The organism is Sphingobacterium sp. xlx-96 (assembly GCF_011007365.1).
GTDB lineage: Bacteria > Bacteroidota > Bacteroidia > Sphingobacteriales > Sphingobacteriaceae > Sphingobacterium > Sphingobacterium luzhongxinii.
The window spans coordinates 78,324-95,891 of sequence record NZ_WFKM01000003.1 but is presented as its reverse complement, the minus strand read 5'-3'; the positions used below and the strand labels follow the sequence as shown (position 1 = coordinate 95,891).

General features: G+C 39.6%; 16 protein-coding genes. 15 read left to right on the top strand and 1 reads right to left on the bottom strand.

Annotation, left to right across the window (positions count from 1 at the left end; translation table 11 throughout):
- Positions 1-33: 33 nt before the first annotated feature.
- The 15 genes from G7B20_RS05995 (at position 34) to G7B20_RS05925 (ending at position 15,820) form a co-directional block, all read left to right on the top strand.
- Positions 34-3,039, top strand: coding sequence for a TAT-variant-translocated molybdopterin oxidoreductase (locus tag G7B20_RS05995; RefSeq protein ID WP_164109294.1), 3,006 nt, complete (start codon positions 34-36; stop codon positions 3,037-3,039).
- A 29-nt stretch (positions 3,040-3,068) separates the two neighbouring features.
- Entirely contained in the window at positions 3,069-4,550 is a 1,482-nt protein-coding gene (gene nrfD, locus G7B20_RS05990; protein WP_164109292.1) for an NrfD/PsrC family molybdoenzyme membrane anchor subunit, read from the top strand.
- Positions 4,551-4,555: 5 nt separating this feature from the next.
- Positions 4,556-5,092: a DUF3341 domain-containing protein gene (locus tag G7B20_RS05985; RefSeq protein WP_079643333.1), complete on the top strand. Its 537-nt coding sequence runs from the start codon at positions 4,556-4,558 to the stop codon at positions 5,090-5,092.
- Positions 5,085-5,720 (top strand): c-type cytochrome, encoded by a 636-nt coding sequence (locus G7B20_RS05980; RefSeq protein WP_317166221.1) that lies wholly within the window; start codon positions 5,085-5,087, stop codon positions 5,718-5,720. Before G7B20_RS05985 ends, G7B20_RS05980 begins: the two co-directional genes overlap by 8 nt.
- Before the next feature lie 19 nt (positions 5,721-5,739).
- The gene (locus G7B20_RS05975; protein WP_164109288.1) at positions 5,740-6,975 is read left to right on the top strand and encodes a quinol:cytochrome C oxidoreductase; all 1,236 of its coding nucleotides are present in this window, start codon (positions 5,740-5,742) and stop codon (positions 6,973-6,975) included.
- Positions 6,976-7,015: 40 nt separating this feature from the next.
- Positions 7,016-8,335 carry a cytochrome c oxidase subunit II gene (locus tag G7B20_RS05970; RefSeq protein ID WP_164109286.1) on the top strand — a complete coding sequence of 440 codons (1,320 nt, stop codon included), beginning with the start codon at positions 7,016-7,018 and terminating at the stop codon, positions 8,333-8,335.
- Positions 8,336-8,360: 25 nt separating this feature from the next.
- Positions 8,361-10,235 (top strand): cbb3-type cytochrome c oxidase subunit I, encoded by a 1,875-nt coding sequence (locus G7B20_RS05965; RefSeq protein ID WP_205600180.1) that lies wholly within the window; start codon positions 8,361-8,363, stop codon positions 10,233-10,235.
- A gap of 46 nt (positions 10,236-10,281) precedes the next feature.
- Complete coding sequence (locus G7B20_RS05960; RefSeq protein ID WP_164109284.1) at positions 10,282-11,325, top strand: COX15/CtaA family protein; 1,044 nt, start codon at positions 10,282-10,284, stop codon at positions 11,323-11,325.
- A 56-nt stretch (positions 11,326-11,381) separates the two neighbouring features.
- Positions 11,382-12,290 carry a heme o synthase gene (cyoE, locus tag G7B20_RS05955; RefSeq protein ID WP_164109282.1) on the top strand — a complete coding sequence of 303 codons (909 nt, stop codon included), beginning with the start codon at positions 11,382-11,384 and terminating at the stop codon, positions 12,288-12,290.
- 2 nt (positions 12,291-12,292) lie between these two features.
- Positions 12,293-12,877: a heme-copper oxidase subunit III gene (locus G7B20_RS05950; RefSeq protein ID WP_164109280.1), complete on the top strand. Its 585-nt coding sequence runs from the start codon at positions 12,293-12,295 to the stop codon at positions 12,875-12,877.
- A 9-nt stretch (positions 12,878-12,886) separates the two neighbouring features.
- The gene (locus tag G7B20_RS05945) at positions 12,887-13,624 is read left to right on the top strand and encodes a cytochrome c oxidase subunit 3 (protein ID WP_164109278.1); all 738 of its coding nucleotides are present in this window, start codon (positions 12,887-12,889) and stop codon (positions 13,622-13,624) included.
- 28 nt (positions 13,625-13,652) lie between these two features.
- Positions 13,653-14,030 carry a cytochrome C oxidase subunit IV family protein gene (locus G7B20_RS05940; RefSeq protein ID WP_164109276.1) on the top strand — a complete coding sequence of 126 codons (378 nt, stop codon included), beginning with the start codon at positions 13,653-13,655 and terminating at the stop codon, positions 14,028-14,030.
- Between the two features lie 2 nt (positions 14,031-14,032).
- The gene (locus G7B20_RS05935; protein WP_164109275.1) at positions 14,033-14,752 is read left to right on the top strand and encodes an SCO family protein; all 720 of its coding nucleotides are present in this window, start codon (positions 14,033-14,035) and stop codon (positions 14,750-14,752) included.
- Between the two features lie 2 nt (positions 14,753-14,754).
- On the top strand, positions 14,755-15,297 hold the full coding sequence (locus G7B20_RS05930; RefSeq protein ID WP_164109273.1) for a DUF420 domain-containing protein: 543 nt from the start codon (positions 14,755-14,757) through the stop codon (positions 15,295-15,297).
- Between the two features lie 67 nt (positions 15,298-15,364).
- A complete protein-coding gene (locus G7B20_RS05925) occupies positions 15,365-15,820 on the top strand; it encodes an ABC transporter ATPase (protein WP_164109271.1) in 456 nt (151 codons plus the stop codon).
- A gap of 36 nt (positions 15,821-15,856) precedes the next feature.
- Here the strand turns inward: G7B20_RS05925 and pckA are convergent, their stop codons facing one another.
- Positions 15,857-17,470, bottom strand: coding sequence for a phosphoenolpyruvate carboxykinase (ATP) (gene pckA, locus G7B20_RS05920; RefSeq protein ID WP_164109269.1), 1,614 nt, complete (start codon positions 17,468-17,470; stop codon positions 15,857-15,859).
- Positions 17,471-17,568: the final 98 nt, after the last annotated feature.

The window sequence follows — 17,568 nt, the reverse complement described above, 5'->3', positions numbered from 1 at the left end:
AATTAGGGAAACGCAATCTTATATACAGCTTAAATGGATAGCAATAAAAAATATTGGAAAGGTTTAGAAGAGTTGAATCAGACACCAGCTTTCGTTGAAAATAACAGAGCGGAGTTTGCTGAACCTATTCCTGTAGAAGATGTATTAAATGAAGCAGGCTTAAGTACAAGAACTCCACGTCGTGATTTCTTGAAGGCTTTAGGTTTTGGTTTAGGAGCTGTTACGTTGGCAGCGTGTAACCGTACTCCGGTTCACAAGGCTGTTCCTTATGTAATCAAACCAGAGGAAATTACTCCAGGTATTCCAAACTATTATGCTTCTTCTTTTAATGGACAAAGTATTTTGGTTAGAACACGTGAGGGACGTCCTATTTCAGTAGAGGCAAATCCAAACGCGGTTGGTTTGAATCAAGGTACTGATGCAAACACGGTAGCATCTGTTCTTGATTTGTACGATATGTCCAAATTACAGAACCCTCAGCTAGGAGGTAAAGATGTAGAATGGTCTAAATTAGATAGTACTGTTATAGCGGCATTAACTAAAGCCGCTGCAGCTGGAAAACAAATTACGATCGTTTCAAATACAGTTAATTCGCCTTCAACATTAGCGTCTATCGCTAAGTTGACAGCGAAATACCCTACGACAAATCACGTTCAGGTAGACGCTATTTCTTACAGTGGTATCGTTGAAGCAAACAAAAGTTCATTTGGCAAAGCGGTAGTTCCGAGCTACAACTTTGGGAATGCACAAGTGGTAGTTTCTGTGGCTGCTGATTTCTTAGGATCTTGGTTGGCTGGAGAAGAACATACCCAAGATTATATTAAAAATCGTGACTACAAATCGTTGAAAAACGGTAAGATGTCGCGTCATATTCAATTTGAATCTGGTCTTTCTATGACAGGTTCAAATGCGGATGTGCGTATCGCTATTAAGCCATCGGAAGAGGGAGCTGTGTTAATCGCGTTGTTCAATGCGATTACTGGTCAGTCTTTAGCGGGTGGAACTGCGAATGCAAAAGCACAGACTGCTATCAAGTTAGCTGCTAAAGAATTAGTAAATGCTAAAGGATCAGCAGTTGTTGTCGCAGGATCTAACGATGTAAATGTACAGCAGTTGGTGAATGCAATCAATACGCAATTGGGCGCTTATGGCGCTATTATCGATTTAGATAATTACTCGAAACAACACCAAGGCTCTGATGCTTCTTTCCAGCAGTTCTTGACAGCTGCTAAAGCTGGACAGGTCGGTGTCGCATTCTTCTTGAACAGTAACCCTGTTTACGATTATTTCAAAGCGGATGATGTTAAAGCTGCTATCGCTAAGATCGACTTTACATTATCATTTGCGGATCGTTCTGATGAGACTGCTTCTACATTGAAAGCTATCGCTCCGATTCCTACTTATTTAGAGTCATGGGGTGATGCTTCTAGTAAAGAAGGATTATTTACAGTGATACAACCTACCATTAATCCAGTTTTCAACACAAGACAGGCCGAACAGAGTTTGTTAGTTTGGGCTGGAGAGACGATTAGTGTATATGACTTCGTAAAGCAAACTTGGGATGCTAGTATTTTAGCCGGTACGGGTAAATCTTGGAAGGATGTTTTGCAAACGGGATATATCTATAAAGGATCTAATCAAGGGTCGGCTTATTCAGCTAATGTAGATGTTAATGCGGTTGCTTCTGCTATCGTTGCTGACGCGAAGAAGATTGTTGGAGATGTAGAATTGAAGTTGTACGAGTCGACAGTAATGCGCGACGGTCGTTATGCAAACAACGCTTACTTGCAAGAGTTGCCTGATCCAGTTTCTAAAGTTACTTGGGACAACTACGCTGCTCTTAATCCAAAGTTTGCTGAGCAATTGGGCTTGGGCGAAAACGGTAAGGTGAAAGTTGAAGCAAACGGTTACAGCATAGAGTTACCAGTAGTGTTGCAACCTGGTCAAGCAATGGGTACGGTGTCTGTAGCATTAGGTTATGGTCGTACACAAGTTGGTAAAGCAGGTAATAATGTTGGACAGAATGCATATCCTTTTGCTTCTTTAGTAAATGGTACAGTACAGTTAGCCGCTAAAGCTACAGTTACTAAAGCTTCTGGTACGTACGAATTAGCTCAAACGCAAACACACCATACTATTGAAGGACGTAATATCGTTCGCGAAACTACATTTGCTAAATACTTAAAAGATCCAAATTCGGAGTCCGGACGTTTTTCAGATTCGCACAAGACATACGATTTGTGGAACAAATTTGAGCAGCCAGGTCACAAATGGGTGATGGCTATCGATTTGAACGCTTGTACAGGTTGTGGTTCATGTATTGTAGCTTGTAACGTAGAAAACAATATCCCTGTAGTAGGACGTGATGAGGTTCGCCGTCGTCGTGAAATGCACTGGTTACGCATCGACCGTTACTACACGATCGAAGATAACGGTACGAAGTATACAAAAGAGAAAGAAATTGCACACATAGAAGATTTCGAAAATGTAACGGTAGTACACCAACCAATGTTGTGTCAACACTGTGAGCATGCTCCATGTGAAACGGTATGTCCGGTATTGGCGACTGTCCACTCTTCGGAAGGGCTTAACCATATGGCTTACAACCGTTGTTTTGGAACACGTTACTGTGCAAATAACTGTCCATATAAAGTGCGTCGTTTTAACTGGTTTAATTACTGGAATGATTCACGTTTTGACAATTATTTGAACAATGAGTTTACGCAGCTGGTGTTGAATCCAGACGTTACGACACGTTCACGTGGGGTAATGGAGAAATGTTCCATGTGTATTCAACGTATTCAGGCTGGTAAGTTGCAGGCTAAGATGGAGAACCGCAAGTTGAAAGATGGGGATGTTAAAATGGCTTGTCAGGCGGCATGTTCTGCTAACGCTATCATCTTTGGAGATGCTAATGATCCAGAGTCTGAAGTTTCAAAAGCATTACGTAACGAGCGTGTTTACTACGTATTAGAGGAGATCAATGTTCAGCCGAACATCGGTTATATGACTAAGGTAAGAAATACATTTGAAGCATAATTTTATTCTATATCTGAAATAAAACAACTATGTCATCGCATAACGAATCAATATTAAGAGAACCATTAATGACCGGTAAGGGCATCACTTACGCACAAGTAACTGATGATATCCTATTGCCGGTTGAGAATAAACCAAACAAAGCTTGGTGGATTGGATTTATCGTAGCGGCTTTGGGAGCTATGTTATGGGTTGTGAGTGTTGGATACACGTTTTGGACGGGTATCGGTGCTTGGGGTCTAAACAAAACAGTAGGTTGGGCTTGGGATATCACCGACTTTGTATGGTGGGTAGGTATTGGTCACGCCGGAACGCTAATTTCAGCGGTATTATTAATTTTCCGCCAAAACTGGCGTAACTCTATCAACCGTTCAGCAGAGGCCATGACGATTTTCGCCGTAATCTGTGCTGCAACGTATGTCGTAGCTCACATGGGACGTCCTTGGTTGGCGTACTGGATTTTCCCACTTCCAAATCAGTTTGGGTCATTATGGGTTAACTTCAACTCGCCGCTTGTATGGGATGCCTTCGCGATTTCAACATACTTTACGGTATCATTAGTGTTTTGGTACTGTGGACTATTACCTGATATCGCATCGGTACGTGACCGTGCGCAAGGTGTAAGAAAGAAAGTATATTCTATTCTATCGTTTGGGTGGAATGGATCGGTAAAGTCTTGGCAAAGATTTGAGATTGTATCGCTAATCTTAGCGGGTATCTCTACACCGCTGGTATTATCTGTACACACGATCGTATCCATGGACTTTGCAACATCAGTAATTCCAGGATGGCATACGACCATCTTTCCTCCTTATTTTGTGGCGGGAGCGATTTTCTCGGGGTTTGCGATGGTACAGACTTTATTACTTATTCTTCGTAAGGTAATGAACTTTGAGCATTATATCACAATGTTCCATATCGAAGCGATGAATAAGATTATCATGGTTACAGGTTCAATTGTTGGGATTGCTTATCTTACAGAGCTATTTATCGCTTGGTATTCTGGTTCGGAATATGAGATGTATGCTTTTGCAAACCGTGTGGCAGGGCCTTATGCTTGGGCATATTGGGCGATGATGACTTGTAATGTTATTTCTCCGCAATTGTTTTGGTTCAAGAAGATCCGTACAAGTATTCCAATTTCTTGGGTACTATCTATTATCGTAAATATTGGTATGTGGTTTGAGCGTTTTGTAATTATCGTTACATCATTGCACCGTGACTATCTACCATCTTCATGGGCGATGTTCTATCCTACATGGGTCGATGTGGGTATCTTTGTAGGGTCAATTGGTTTATTCTTTACCTTGTTCTTATTATTCTTAAGATTTTTACCAGGTATTGCGATTGCCGAAGTGAAGTTATTGTTGAAAAGCTCCAGTTTACAACATAAAACTAAGCTTGTTCAAGAAGGCGCTTTCCCTGACGATCAGGTTGAATTCTTTAAGGATTCTTTGAGAAAATACGATTCTGTTACAGAAGAAGAAATTAACGCATTACGTAAAAAATAATAGCAATGAGCAATACAAAATATATAGTAGGAAGTTTTGCGGATCCTGATGATATGATGCACGGGATTGATAAATTGCAAGCAAATAATGTCAGCATATACGATTGTTTTACACCTATGCCTATTCACGGTATTGAAGCCAAGCTGGGAGTGAAGCCTTCAAGATTACCAATAGCTGCATTTTGCTTCGGATGTTTGGGTACGATATTAGGTTTTAGCTTATTGTATTACACCATGTCTTACGATTGGCCGATGAATATCGGAGGAAAGCCTTCCATGCCATTACCTAACTTCGTGCCGGTCACTTTTGAGGTAACGATTTTATTATGTGCTTTGGGTATGGTTGCTACTTTCTTTTTCCGTAATCATTTATTTCCGGGTCGCGCACCTCGAGTTATGGATTTGAGAGCTACAGATGATCGTTTTATCATTGCCATAGATGCTAGAGATAATGCAGATCACGCTTTAATAGATAGTTTGTTGAAAGAAGCTGGAGCAGTTGAAGTTAAATACAATGAAAGAAAATATGTTAGTTATGAATAAGAAGAATTTTCTTAGCGCTGTATGTGTAGCGTTTGCTTTTGCAGCAGTAACTACTGCTTGTGGCGACGGTACAACGCGTAGCACCGGTATGGAATTTTCGCGTAATATGTATGATCCGATCGCTTATAATCCGGATCAGCCTAATAATAATTTTGAAAATAAACAGACAGCTCAAACTCCTCCTGCAGGAACTGATCCTATCGGATTTGAAAGATTTGGTGCTGACTACAAGAATACAATTGAGGATTATACCAAAGCTGGTCTTGAAGTAACTAATCCTTTGGCCGTGACCAGTGAAAATATCGCAGCAGGTGAGCATTTGTTTATAGCCAACTGTGCAGTATGTCATGGTAAGGAAGGAAAAGGAGATGGTGCTATCACCAAGGATCGGCAAGTTACAGATTCTAGAGGTACTAGAAAATTGGAGAATTTTCCTCCTCCGCCATCATACGCGAAGTCTTCTGGTGCAAACTCTTCTAGAGGAGGTTTGATGTCAGATCTTTCGGCAGGAAAAATTTATCATACTATTTACTACGGTTTGAATACAATGGGATCTCATGCTTCTCAATTGAATCCAGAAGAACGTTGGAAAGTAGTTATGTACGTACAAGAATTACAAAAGAAATAACCTAACATCAATTTTATAAATGGGAACTCACAATCATCATCACGATTATAATTTCAGCGAGCAGTATACTTTTGCTGGCACGGCTAAGGTAGTTAGCTTAGTTGCTATCGTATTGGGTATAGCTGCCATCGCATTCGGTATGTTATCAAGTGAACATATTATTGTTGAGCGTACATATGCTAACCTATTGTTGATGGGGTATTACTTCACTTGTGTATGTGCAGCGGGTGCGTTTTTCGTCGCTCTTCAATTAGTAACACAATCTGCTTGGTCTGCAGGATTAATCCGTATCCCTCAGGCAATGGCTAGTATTCTTCCAATCGCATCCTTACTACTTCTAGTAATTGTTGCTTTAGGTTTATATACGCACAATCTTTACCATCACTGGCATGCCGACGGTCTTATGGATCCGAATAGCCCGAATTACGATGCGTTGGTAGCTGGTAAGGCTGCTTTCTTAAATGTACCAGGCTTTTTGATCCGTCAGATCTTGTTTATGGGTAGCTATAGTATCTTTGCGTTCATTCTTGCTAAGTTATCTTACAACGAAGACTTGCAGGGAGGATTGACATCCTACAAGAAAGGCTTTAAGCTTTCAGCGATTTTCTTAGTTGTTTTCGGATTTACAACACCAATTTGGTCTTTTGATACGATCATGTCTTTAGAAGCACACTGGTTTTCTACGATGTTCGGTTGGTATAACTTTGCAGCGATGTGGGTATCTGGTATATCTGTTATCACTGTAATATTGATTCTCTTGAAAAAGGGTGGATATATGTCTTGGGTTAACGAAAATCATTTACATGATTTGGGTAAACTGATGTTTGGTTTCTCTATCTTTTGGACTTATGTTTGGTTTGCACAGTTTATGTTGATCTGGTATTCGAATATCCCTGAGGAAACGGTTTATTTCTACAAGCGTTTTGAACCGGAATATAAACCATGGTTTTGGTTAAGTATTATCATTAACTTTGTTGCACCTTTATTGTTATTGGTAGATAGAGATGTAAAACGTAAGCAAAACATGATGTTATTTGTAGCTATATTGCTGTTATGTGGTCACTGGTTGGATTATTATATCATGATTATGCCAGGTACAGTGGAGACACAAAGAGGATTTGGTATCATTGAGATAGGTACTGCTATCGGTTTCTTTGGATTGTTTACTTTCTTAGTGCTTAATAAGATAAGCAAACATGCTTTGGCTCCTAAGCATCATCCGTTCTTAGACGAAAGTTTACATCATCAGATTTAATAGGACTAACGAGATCACGTTCAAACGTTTATTATAAGAAATGAATTTAAAAATAAATAACAGGTTCAAATCCATATTGGGTTTACTACTATTGATCAGCTTGTATTTTGTGGCTCCGGTTACGGCAGCACAAAGTGATTCTACTGTAGTGGATACTGTGGCGGCTGTTGCTACAACTGCGACGACTGACTCTGCAACTGTAGATTCTACTGCGGGAGCTGTTGTTGCCGATGCTAACGCAACTACGGTGTCTGCGACAGTTGCTGATGGTGCTGCGGCTGCTAAAGTAGCAGAAGTTAAAAAGATCGACCCTCAGGTCTATAAGAATTTTTTCTATTATTTGTTGCTATTTTTTGTAGCATGCACGATCATCGCTGTGATTGGAAAGATTCATTCGGTTTATGTACTGACACGTAAAATGAATGGTAAACACAATCCGTTGAGCAACAACAACTGGCAAGCTGCATTGTTGTTTTTGTTTTTGATTGTTTTCCTGGCAGGTGTTTACTACTCGTATGCTGTATGGGGGAGCTGGGCTTGGAGAGATGCTGTTACTGAACACGGTAAAGAGATCGACAAGATGTTCATTATCACTTTAGCCATTACGACTTTCGTTTTGGTAGTGACACATATCATTTTGTTGACATTTACCTATGTGTATAGAATGAGAGCTAAGCGTATGGCTTATTACTATCCACACAATGACGCTATCGAGCGTATTTGGACGATTGTTCCAGCTATCGTTTTGACTGTTTTGGTCTTGTTTGGTTTCTTCACGTGGAGATCTATCACTAATGTTCCGGAAGAGCTTCAGAAATCAGCTTTGCAAGTTGAGGTTTTAGGTGAGCAGTTCCAGTGGCATGTACGTTACCCAGGAACCGACGGTAAGATAGGAAAACGTAACTACAAGCTTACCACAGCTACTAACGGTTACGGTATCGATTTTAACGATAAGAACTCTTGGGACGATATTCGTGGTGGAGACATTGTTATTCCTGTTAATAAGTCAGTTCGTTTCCATATTATTTCGAAAGATATTATTCACTCCTTCTTTATTCCTGACTTCCGTGTTCAGATAAATGCTGTACCGGGTATGACGAATTATTTCCAGTTTACGCCTACTGTGACTACGGAGGAGATGCGTGACCGCATGAATGATCCAAAGTACGATTTTATTATGCTGTGTAATAAGATCTGTGGTTCTGGTCACTGGAATATGGCTAAGAAAGTAATAGTAGTTACTGAAGCTGAATATAAAGAATGGTTGAGCAAGCAAGAGAAGTACTTTACGGAGGATCTTCAAAAAGAGTTTGCTAACAACAGCCAAGTAGAAGGGGTTACAACAGCTTCTGTAAATTAATTGTAAAAAGAATTTATAATAGAATATGTCAAGTACAGTTATATCACACGACGCAGGTCATCATGAGGCACATGGTCATCACCATGAGACTTTCTTAACTAAATATATATTTAGTCAGGATCATAAGATGATTGCGAAGCAATTCTTGATCACGGGTATCATTATGGCAGTTTTTGCCATGTTATTGTCACTTTTGTTTCGGATTCAATTAGCATGGCCGGATAAGGATTTTCCGATCTTAGAAGTATTTTTGGGTAAATGGGCTGAAGGTGGTCGTATTAAGCCGGAGTTCTTTTTGTCATTGGTTACTATTCATGGTACAATGATGGTGTTTTTCGTATTGACAGCAGGTCTGTCTGGTACGTTTAGTAACCTTTTGATACCTTATCAATTGGGAGCTCGCGATATGGCGTCTCCATTTATGAATATGTTGTCATATTGGTTCTTTTTTGTAGCCTGTGTGATTATGATCGGATCTTTCTTCGTAGAAAGTGGTCCCGCATCGGCTGGTTGGACAATTTATCCCCCACTATCCGCTCTGCCTACTTCAATTTCTGGATCTGGACTAGGTATGACATTATGGTTAGCTAGTATGGTATTGTTTATCGCGTCTCAGGTAATGGGTGGTGTTAACTATATCAGTACTGTTTTGAATATGCGTACAAAAGGTATGGACCTATGGAGAATGCCATTGACTATTTGGTCTTTCTTCTTAACAGCGATTGTTGGTTTACTTTCATTCCCTGTGTTGGTTTCTGCGGTTGTATTGTTAATTTTCGACCGTTCTGCTGGAACATCTTTCTATTTATCAGACTTAGTAGTAGGAGGTCAGATCTTACCAAACGAGGGTGGTTCACCGATTTTGTTTCAACACTTGTTTTGGTTCTTAGGTCACCCTGAGGTATATATCGTTGTCATGCCTGCATTGGGATTGACTTCGGAGGTTATTTCAACAAACTCGCGTAAGCCAATCTTTGGTTACCACGCGATGGTATACTCTCTAGTAGGTATTACAGTATTGTCGTTCATCGTTTGGGGACACCATATGTTTGTAACGGGTATGAATCCGTTCTTAGGAGGTGTGTTCATGATCACGACATTGATTATTGCGGTCCCGTCAGCGGTCAAAGCCTTTAATTACATGGCTACATTATGGCGAGGCAATATTCGCTTTACTCCTGCGATGATGTTTGCGATAGGTATGGTATCTTTCTTCATCTCTGGAGGTTTGACAGGTATTTTCTTGGGTAATGCAACGTTGGACATCAACTTACACGATACATATTTTGTAGTGGCTCACTTCCACTTGGTAATGGGATCTGCGTCTATCTTCGGGATGTTATGTGGGGTTTATCACTGGTATCCTAAGATGTTTGGACGAATGATGAACGAGAAATTGGGATACTTCCACTTCTGGTTGACATTTATCGGTGCTTACTTGGTATTCTTCCCGATGCATTTCATGGGGATAGATGGTGTGCCTCGTCGTTATTATGCATTTACAGAGTTTCCTTTCATGGAGAAATGGGTTTCTGTAAACGTATTGGTTACTTGGGCAGCTATTGTTGCTGGTTTAGGTCAGCTTGCATTCTTAATTAATTTCTTCGGATCTATTTGGAACGGTAAGAAGGCTACGCAGAACCCTTGGAACTCAAATACATTGGAGTGGACGACGCCTGTTGAACATATCCACGGTAACTGGCCGGGAGATATTCCTACCGTATACCGTTGGCCTTATGACTATTCGAAACCAGGTCATGATCAAGATTTTATACCTCAAAATGTGCCTTTTTCAGAGACTATGAGCTCTAACATGATGCATGATTTTGAAGGAGATGAAAATGCTGTTCGTATTCAAGAGCAGTGGAATAAGGAGAATAATAGAGTAGTAGAAGGATAGGTATATCCTTCCTTCCACTACTTTTCATTAGATAAAGTGTAGCTACATGTATCCAGCTGGAGAGAAGCGATTTGTTAAAATTAATAGATTCACGATATTTATTTTATTTGTCGTTATTACAGCTGGTGGGATAGTACGAAGTACCGGTTCCGGAATGGGATGCCCTGATTGGCCGAAGTGTTTTAATCGGATTATCCCACCTACGCATGTTTCTCAGTTGCCAGCAGGCTATGAGGAGCATTATATAGAAGGAAGAGCTAAAAAGAATGTTAGGTTTGCAAAGCTTGTTGAAGCTTTCGGCTTTAAAGAGTTAGCTGATAAGATTAGGCACGATGATTCCATCTTGAAGCATGAGGAATTCAATGCGGTGAAGACTTGGACAGAGTATTTGAATCGACTGGCTGGGGTGATTGCTGGTTTTGCACTTCTTTTTTCTGCTGTTGCCGCTTTTACTTACATCAAGTCCAAGCCTTCCATTTTTGTATGGAGCGTTCTTAATCTTATTGCAGTAGTATTACAAGCTTGGTTGGGCTCTATAGTGGTTTCGACGAATTTGATGCCATGGATTATTACAGTACATATGTTGCTTGCTCTTATTATTGTAGCAATTAGCATATATACGTATTATATGGCTACAACTTTTAGAGATAAGACTATTTTGATCAATTATCCATCATCTGGCCTTAAAGCATTGGCGATATTTTCTTTAGTCATTACTTTGGTTCAGGTGGTATACGGAACGGAAGTTCGGGAGGCGATAGATCATTTGAATTACCTGGGTAAGGAAAGATCTACCTGGATTGAATCTATTGGCGGTCTATATGATGTTCATCGGATTTTGGCTTACGTGACTTTGGGTATTACCGTTCTTTTTTTCTTTTTGGTGAAAAATAGGTTTAGCAAGCTCTCCATACAAAGTCGATACGCATGGATTGTTTTGATTCTCGTATTGATTCAGATGGCGTCAGGTATCACTTTAGCACGTTTTGCGGTACCTGCTTTTGCACAAACTACGCACTTAGTAATTGCTAGTTTGTTTTTTGGAGCGCAATATTATTTGATGCTTTTGATGACTAAGTTAAAAAGATAGTGAAAGTCTTTTCGGTTAGATTATTATATTTAGTGCACTGGGAGGTGATGAATTAAATGAGTACTTTTATTTCTGATTTTAACAAATTAGTCAAATTAAGATTAACGTTAACTGTTGTTTTTTCCGCATCTATTTCGTTTTTAATTGGAGCGAAACAGCAGGGTGAAGTAATGTGGTTCAATTGGTTGATGTTAACTATTGGTGGCTTCTTGGTTACGGGAGCAGCTAATGGATTTAACGAAATCATTGAGAAGGATATCGATAAGTTGATGAAACGCACAATGGATCGCCCTTTGCCTTCGGGTAGGATGACTACAGGCCAGGCATTGGTATTGAGCGTTTTTATGGGGATATTGGGTACGATGGTATTGGTGCAGTTGAATTTTATCGCTGGGCTACTATCTGTTTTTTCCATATTCCTATATGCTTTTGTATATACACCGTTGAAACAAAAATCGCCAATAGCAGTTTTTGTCGGTGCTATACCGGGAGCGCTACCACCCTTAATCGGCTATTATGCGGCTTTTAAATCCGCAGGATTTGGTTTGGCATATGCATCGGTTAGCGAGGCGGCGGTTGTAATAACGCCTTTGGTTTTGTTTGCGATTCAGTTTGTATGGCAGTACCCACATTTTTGGGCCATTGCTTGGGTTGCAGACGAAGACTATAAGAAGGCTGGTATTCGATTGCTACCGACCACAAAAAAGGACTCAACGTCAGCTGCGATGATTATGATTTCGGCTTTATTGATGATTCCTGTTGGCTTTCTGCCGATGTATTACGGATTTGGAGGCCTTGCTTTTACGGCAGTCTCACTGATAGGAGGATTGGCCTTTACTTGGTACGGTTATCAACATTATATGTTACGTACGGATGCTTCGGCCAAGAAGGTGATGTATGTTTCCTTTTTGTATTTACCGCTGACGCAGCTGGTGCTTTTATTTGATTTTATTCCTTTTAATTAAAGATGGGAAATATAGCAATGGACTTAGAAGACTTAGAACAATCGCGAAAAGCCAAGAAGTTTAACCTTTGGTTGGGAATTATTGGTATGTTTATGATGTTCGCGGCCCTTTCTAGCGGATTTATAGTTTATACCGCTAGTGGCGTAGATAAGGGAATTAAAACTATTTTACCACAGGCTTTTATTTATAGTACATTAACTATTATCGTCAGTAGTATAACGTTGCATTTAGCGTATGCTGCTGCTAAAGTTGGGAATATCGGTAAACAGAAACTGTTGTTGCTGTTTACAGTTATTCTCGGTATCGTATTTTTTGTATTGCAGGTACAAGCTTGGAAGGTATTGACGTCGCAGGGTGTGTATTTTATTAACAATAACGCATCACAATCCTTCATCTACATCTTTACCGGATTACACCTTTTACATATTGTCGCAGGAATTTTCGTTTTGCTTCGTGCTTTATTAGGTGCGATTCGCGGTATTCCTCAAGGGGATAATGTGTTTCGAATGGATCTAGCTGCTGTTTTTTGGCATTTTCTAGATCTTTTATGGATTTATATATATGTTTTCTTACTTTTGAATCAATAATAGTAAACAATGAGTACAACTGTATCGCAATTGGATAAGGTTAAAGACGGACCATGGAATGGTGGTAAGTCACCTTGGAACTTAGAGTATGGAAAGATCATGATGTGGTTTTTCTTGGTGTCGGATGCCTTTACATTTTCAGCATTCCTAATTTATTATGGAGCTCAGAAATTCGCGCAGCCTACTTGGATTGATGCCGATAAGGTATTTCAATCTATCCCAGGAATAGCTGATTCTGGCCAACCATTGGTTTTCGTAGGTATCATGACTTTTATTTTGATTATGTCATCTGTTACTATGGTGTTAGCTGTAGAGGCAGGTCATCGGAACGCTAAGCAAGAGGTCGTGAAATGGATGTTGTGGACTATTTTGGGAGGTCTGATGTTCGTCGGCTGTCAAGCTTTGGAATGGTCTCACTTACATCACCAAGGATTTTGGTTTGGAAGAAACCCTGCTACAGGTATGACGGACCCTGCGTTGATTGCCGAGACGTTACGACCTTATTTTACGAATGATATTTCCTATACCGCGGCATTGCAGTTTGCAAACTTATTCTTTACGATTACTGGTTTTCACGGTTTTCACGTATCTATAGGTATCCTTTTGAATATTATTATTCTGTGTATGACATTGAATAATACCTTTGAAAGAAGAGGAACTTACCTGATGGTAGAAAAAGTAGGTCTTTATTGGCACTTTGTAGATTTAGTGTGGGTATTCGTATTTACATTCTTCTACTTAATCTAATTTTTAACTAAGAAATTTATCTAAAGAAATGGCACATAACGAACATATAGCTGGACATAATGCACACGAGCATGGGGAAGGCATGGATAAGAAGCGTATTTGGTCTGTATTTTTTGTCTTATTAGCGCTTACATGTTTAGAGTTCTTAATTGCATTGGGCTTTGTTCATCATTGGCAGATCATGCAAAAGGGAGCTTTAGTTAATACAATTTATATCGTCTTAACACTTGTAAAGGCTTATTATATTGTAGCATTCTTTATGCACTTGAAGTTTGAGAAGTCTGGTTTTATTGTAACCTGTTCTATCGTATTCCTTTTTATTATTTATTTTATTATCTTGCTTTTAGTAGAAGGAGATTATCTGTTACATCATCTTCAAGAGCATGCGCTTTTTCCAAATAAGTAGTAATGCAAAATAAAACGAGAAGAAAGAATATTTCGACTTTCATAATCCTGGCAATAGTACTCCTAGTGCCAGGATTTTTGTATATAGCGCTGAATAAAATAGGATCAAATACCTATTTGAAACTGCCCGTGTACGGTGAGAAGCATTTGTCTGGTAAGATGAACCGGAAGATGGGCCGAGAGATTCCGGATACGGTTTTTCATCAAATTAAGCCCATTTCTTTGTTGGATATCAAAGGAGATTCGGTTCACTTTTTAGCCCCCGATTCTTCCATAGCTGTCGTCCACACTTTTTATGCTACAGACAAAGGGTTGTCTGTAGCGATGTTACAGAACTTACGTAGCGTCGCCGAGCGCTTTAAAAATAATCATAAGGTAAAGTTTTATTCGATCTCTGTGGATACCGCAGACAGTTCCGTAGATTTGGAGAAGACATTGGCTCAGTTCAGGTCTGGTCTCGAAGCGAATTGGTTCGTACTTCGGGGAAGTGGTGATATCTTGGGGTATGTACGGGGAGAGTTGTTAAGCGATGCTTTGCAGAAGGCCAACGAAGCGCGAAAGTTTACGATTAGTAATCAGTATATATTAATAGATTCTCAACGTAGGATACGTGGATTTTACGATATTAACCTGAAATCTAATATCGAGCGTTTAGAAGATGAAATAAAAGTACAATTGGTGGAGGAAGCTCGGAATAATCCCTTAAAAGTAGAAAAGAAATAAGTATGGCAATGACAGAAGAAGAAAAAAAATACAAGGGATGGATTTGGACATTGTCCATAGTTATTCCTTTAGCTGTGGCGGCTTTATTTGGCGTAAATTTGCCTAAGTTGGGATATGATGTAAAACCATTATCATTTTTGCCACCTATTTATGCGACTATCAATGGCCTTACGGCGGTATTGTTGGTTTGGGCGGTATCGGCTGTTAAGCGACGTCAGTTAAAACTACACGAGAATTTGATAAAAATCTGTATGCTATGTTCGTCTCTATTTTTGTTGATGTACGTAGCTTATCATATGACTTCTGTATCGACTTCCTTTGGTGGTGAAGGAGCTATCCGGTATCTTTACTTTTTTATTTTAATCTCCCATATTGTTCTCTCTGTGGTGATCATTCCATTCGTGTTGTTCACGTTTGTACGAGGAATTGCCGGCGCATATGAGCGACACAAACGATTAGCACGTATTACCTATCCAATGTGGTTGTACGTTGCGGTAACCGGTGTGGTGGTATATTTGATGATATCTCCGTATTATGTGCATTAGGGCTAAGAGGTTATAAGGTTATAAAGTTACAGAGTTATAAGGTTAGAGGGTGATTAGTACTAAAAGAATGAATAGAGTTTGGATATATCAGGCGAATAGGTTTCTAACGGATGAAGAAGTTCGGTTTGTCGAAACAGCCTTGGCTGATTTTGTTTCATCTTGGACTGCACATGGATCGGCATTGGCTGGTACAGGTAGTCTCCGGTATAATCTTTTTTTAGTACTGGAGGTTAATGAGCAACTGGCAGGAGTTACGGGCTGTTCGATCGACAAGTCTGTACATTTCTTGAAGAAACTTGGTCAGGATATCAGTGTGGATTTTTTTGATCGCATGAAGGTTTCTTTTAGAGGAAATAACGGTGAGGTGATGTTGACAGATCGAGAAGAATTTGAGTCCTTGATTAAAAAGGGGGCTGTGACTGCCGATACTATTGTGTTTAATAATCTGATAAAAGATTCATTTGAGCTCGCTACGCAATGGGAGATTCCATTTAAAGAAAGTTGGCATAGCAAAGTCTTTTAAAAAAAAGCGCCCCTTGGGGCGCTTTTTTTTAAAAGATTATAAAGATGTTCTGGGCGAAGCGGAACGGATTTCTTCACTAGCTTCATCTTCATATTGTTTGAAGTTGTTGACGAAAAGCTGTGCAAGTGCTAGGGCCTGTTTGTCGTAAGCATCTGTATCTGTCCACGTCGTCCTAGGATTTAACACTTCTGGAGGAACACCAGGGCATGACTGTGGTTTAAGTAGACCAAAAACTACATGCGGTACGTATTCAACGTCGTCCAGATCACCACGCATTGCAGCGTTAATCATTGAACGTGTATATTTAAGGTTCATACGCTTGCCTACTCCATATTTTCCACCTGTCCATCCCGTATTGATAAGCCACACATTAACATCTGGGTTTTTTTCTAATTTTTCGCCTAAAAGCTCTGCATATTTTGTAGGATGAAGAGGTAAAAATACACGTCCGAAACAAGCAGAAAATGTTGTTTGCGGTTCGGTTATACCTACTTCAGTACCAGCTACTTTCGCGGTGTATCCTGATATAAAATGATACATAGCTTGTGCTTTCGTTAACTTCGATATCGGAGGAAGTATACCGAAAGCATCGCATGTCAAAAAGAATATATTTTTAGGTTTTCCACCTAAAGAAGGTTCTTTCGCATTAGGAATATAATCTATCGGGTATGCTGCACGGGTATTTTCGGTGACACTTGCGTCAGCAAAGTCTACGATGTTACTATCTTTGAAAAAGGAAATATTTTCCAACAATGTACCTGGTTTAATTGCGGCATAAATTTCCGGTTCTTTTTCTGGACTCAAATCGATACATTTTGCATAGCATCCACCTTCAAAATTGAAAACAGAGCTTTCTGCCCATCCATGTTCGTCATCACCAATAAGAGATCTATTTGCATCCGCTGATAGCGTAGTTTTACCTGTGCCACTTAACCCAAAAAATAAGGACACATCACCGTCTTTTCCTTCATTGGCCGAACAGTGCATCGGTAATACATTATATTGGTGTGGTAAGATGAAATTAAGAGCTGAGAAAATTCCTTTTTTCATTTCCCCTGTATACGCTGTGCCACCTATTAAAATAACTTTTTCGCTAAAATTTACAATTGTAAAGTTTGCTGATCTTGTGCCGTCTACTGCTGGATCTGCTTCAAACTCCGGTATTTGAAGAATAACCCATTCTTTTTCAAAAGTCGTTAATTCTGTTTCTGTAGGTCTGATGAAAAGATTATTACAGAACAGATTCGCCCAAGGCATCGTATTTACCACTGTTACATTTAATCTATATGTCGGGTCTGCTCCAGCATAACAATGTCTTATCCAAACCTCTTTTCCTGCTAGAAACGAACGCATCTTTTGATATAGATTATCAAAAATTTCTTTTGAAATTGCGATATTAATGTCGCCCCAGTCCACACTGTTTTCGGTAAGGCTGTCCTTTACAACAAATTTGTCTTTAGGTGATCTGCCGGTAAATTTGCCGGTATTTACGCAAAGAGCTCCTTTGTCATTTAATGTGCCCTGTCCTAGCTCTAGGGTTTGAGCAGTAAGCTTTTCGTTGCTTAAGTTCCAGTGTATTGTTCCTGCATTTAACCCAATTGAATTCAAATCGAATGAAGAACTCTTTGTCCCAAATTCACGTAGCTCCATTATTACCATAATTTTGTTTTACGAAGCTAAGGTAGGTACAATAGCAAAATGAAAATAAACAAAGTTTATTTTTGTAAAAAATGCTTATAATGACCGAT

Excerpts from the sequence above, each read along its gene's own strand:
- G7B20_RS05995 (WP_164109294.1), top strand. The coding sequence starts at position 34 with ATGGATAGCAATAAAAAATATTGGAAAGGTTTAGAAGAGTTGAATCAG.
- nrfD (WP_164109292.1), top strand. The coding sequence starts at position 3,069 with ATGTCATCGCATAACGAATCAATATTAAGAGAACCATTAATGACCGGT.
- G7B20_RS05985 (WP_079643333.1), top strand. The coding sequence starts at position 4,556 with ATGAGCAATACAAAATATATAGTAGGAAGTTTTGCGGATCCTGATGAT.
- G7B20_RS05980 (WP_317166221.1), top strand. The coding sequence starts at position 5,085 with ATGAATAAGAAGAATTTTCTTAGCGCTGTATGTGTAGCGTTTGCTTTT.
- G7B20_RS05975 (WP_164109288.1), top strand. The coding sequence starts at position 5,740 with ATGGGAACTCACAATCATCATCACGATTATAATTTCAGCGAGCAGTAT.
- G7B20_RS05970 (WP_164109286.1), top strand. The coding sequence starts at position 7,016 with ATGAATTTAAAAATAAATAACAGGTTCAAATCCATATTGGGTTTACTA.
- G7B20_RS05965 (WP_205600180.1), top strand. The coding sequence starts at position 8,361 with ATGTCAAGTACAGTTATATCACACGACGCAGGTCATCATGAGGCACAT.
- G7B20_RS05960 (WP_164109284.1), top strand. The coding sequence starts at position 10,282 with ATGTATCCAGCTGGAGAGAAGCGATTTGTTAAAATTAATAGATTCACG.
- cyoE (WP_164109282.1), top strand. The coding sequence starts at position 11,382 with ATGAGTACTTTTATTTCTGATTTTAACAAATTAGTCAAATTAAGATTA.
- G7B20_RS05950 (WP_164109280.1), top strand. The coding sequence starts at position 12,293 with ATGGGAAATATAGCAATGGACTTAGAAGACTTAGAACAATCGCGAAAA.
- G7B20_RS05945 (WP_164109278.1), top strand. The coding sequence starts at position 12,887 with ATGAGTACAACTGTATCGCAATTGGATAAGGTTAAAGACGGACCATGG.
- G7B20_RS05940 (WP_164109276.1), top strand. The coding sequence starts at position 13,653 with ATGGCACATAACGAACATATAGCTGGACATAATGCACACGAGCATGGG.
- G7B20_RS05935 (WP_164109275.1), top strand. The coding sequence starts at position 14,033 with ATGCAAAATAAAACGAGAAGAAAGAATATTTCGACTTTCATAATCCTG.
- G7B20_RS05930 (WP_164109273.1), top strand. The coding sequence starts at position 14,755 with ATGGCAATGACAGAAGAAGAAAAAAAATACAAGGGATGGATTTGGACA.
- G7B20_RS05925 (WP_164109271.1), top strand. The coding sequence starts at position 15,365 with ATGAATAGAGTTTGGATATATCAGGCGAATAGGTTTCTAACGGATGAA.
- pckA (WP_164109269.1), bottom strand. The coding sequence starts at position 17,470 with ATGGAGCTACGTGAATTTGGGACAAAGAGTTCTTCATTCGATTTGAAT.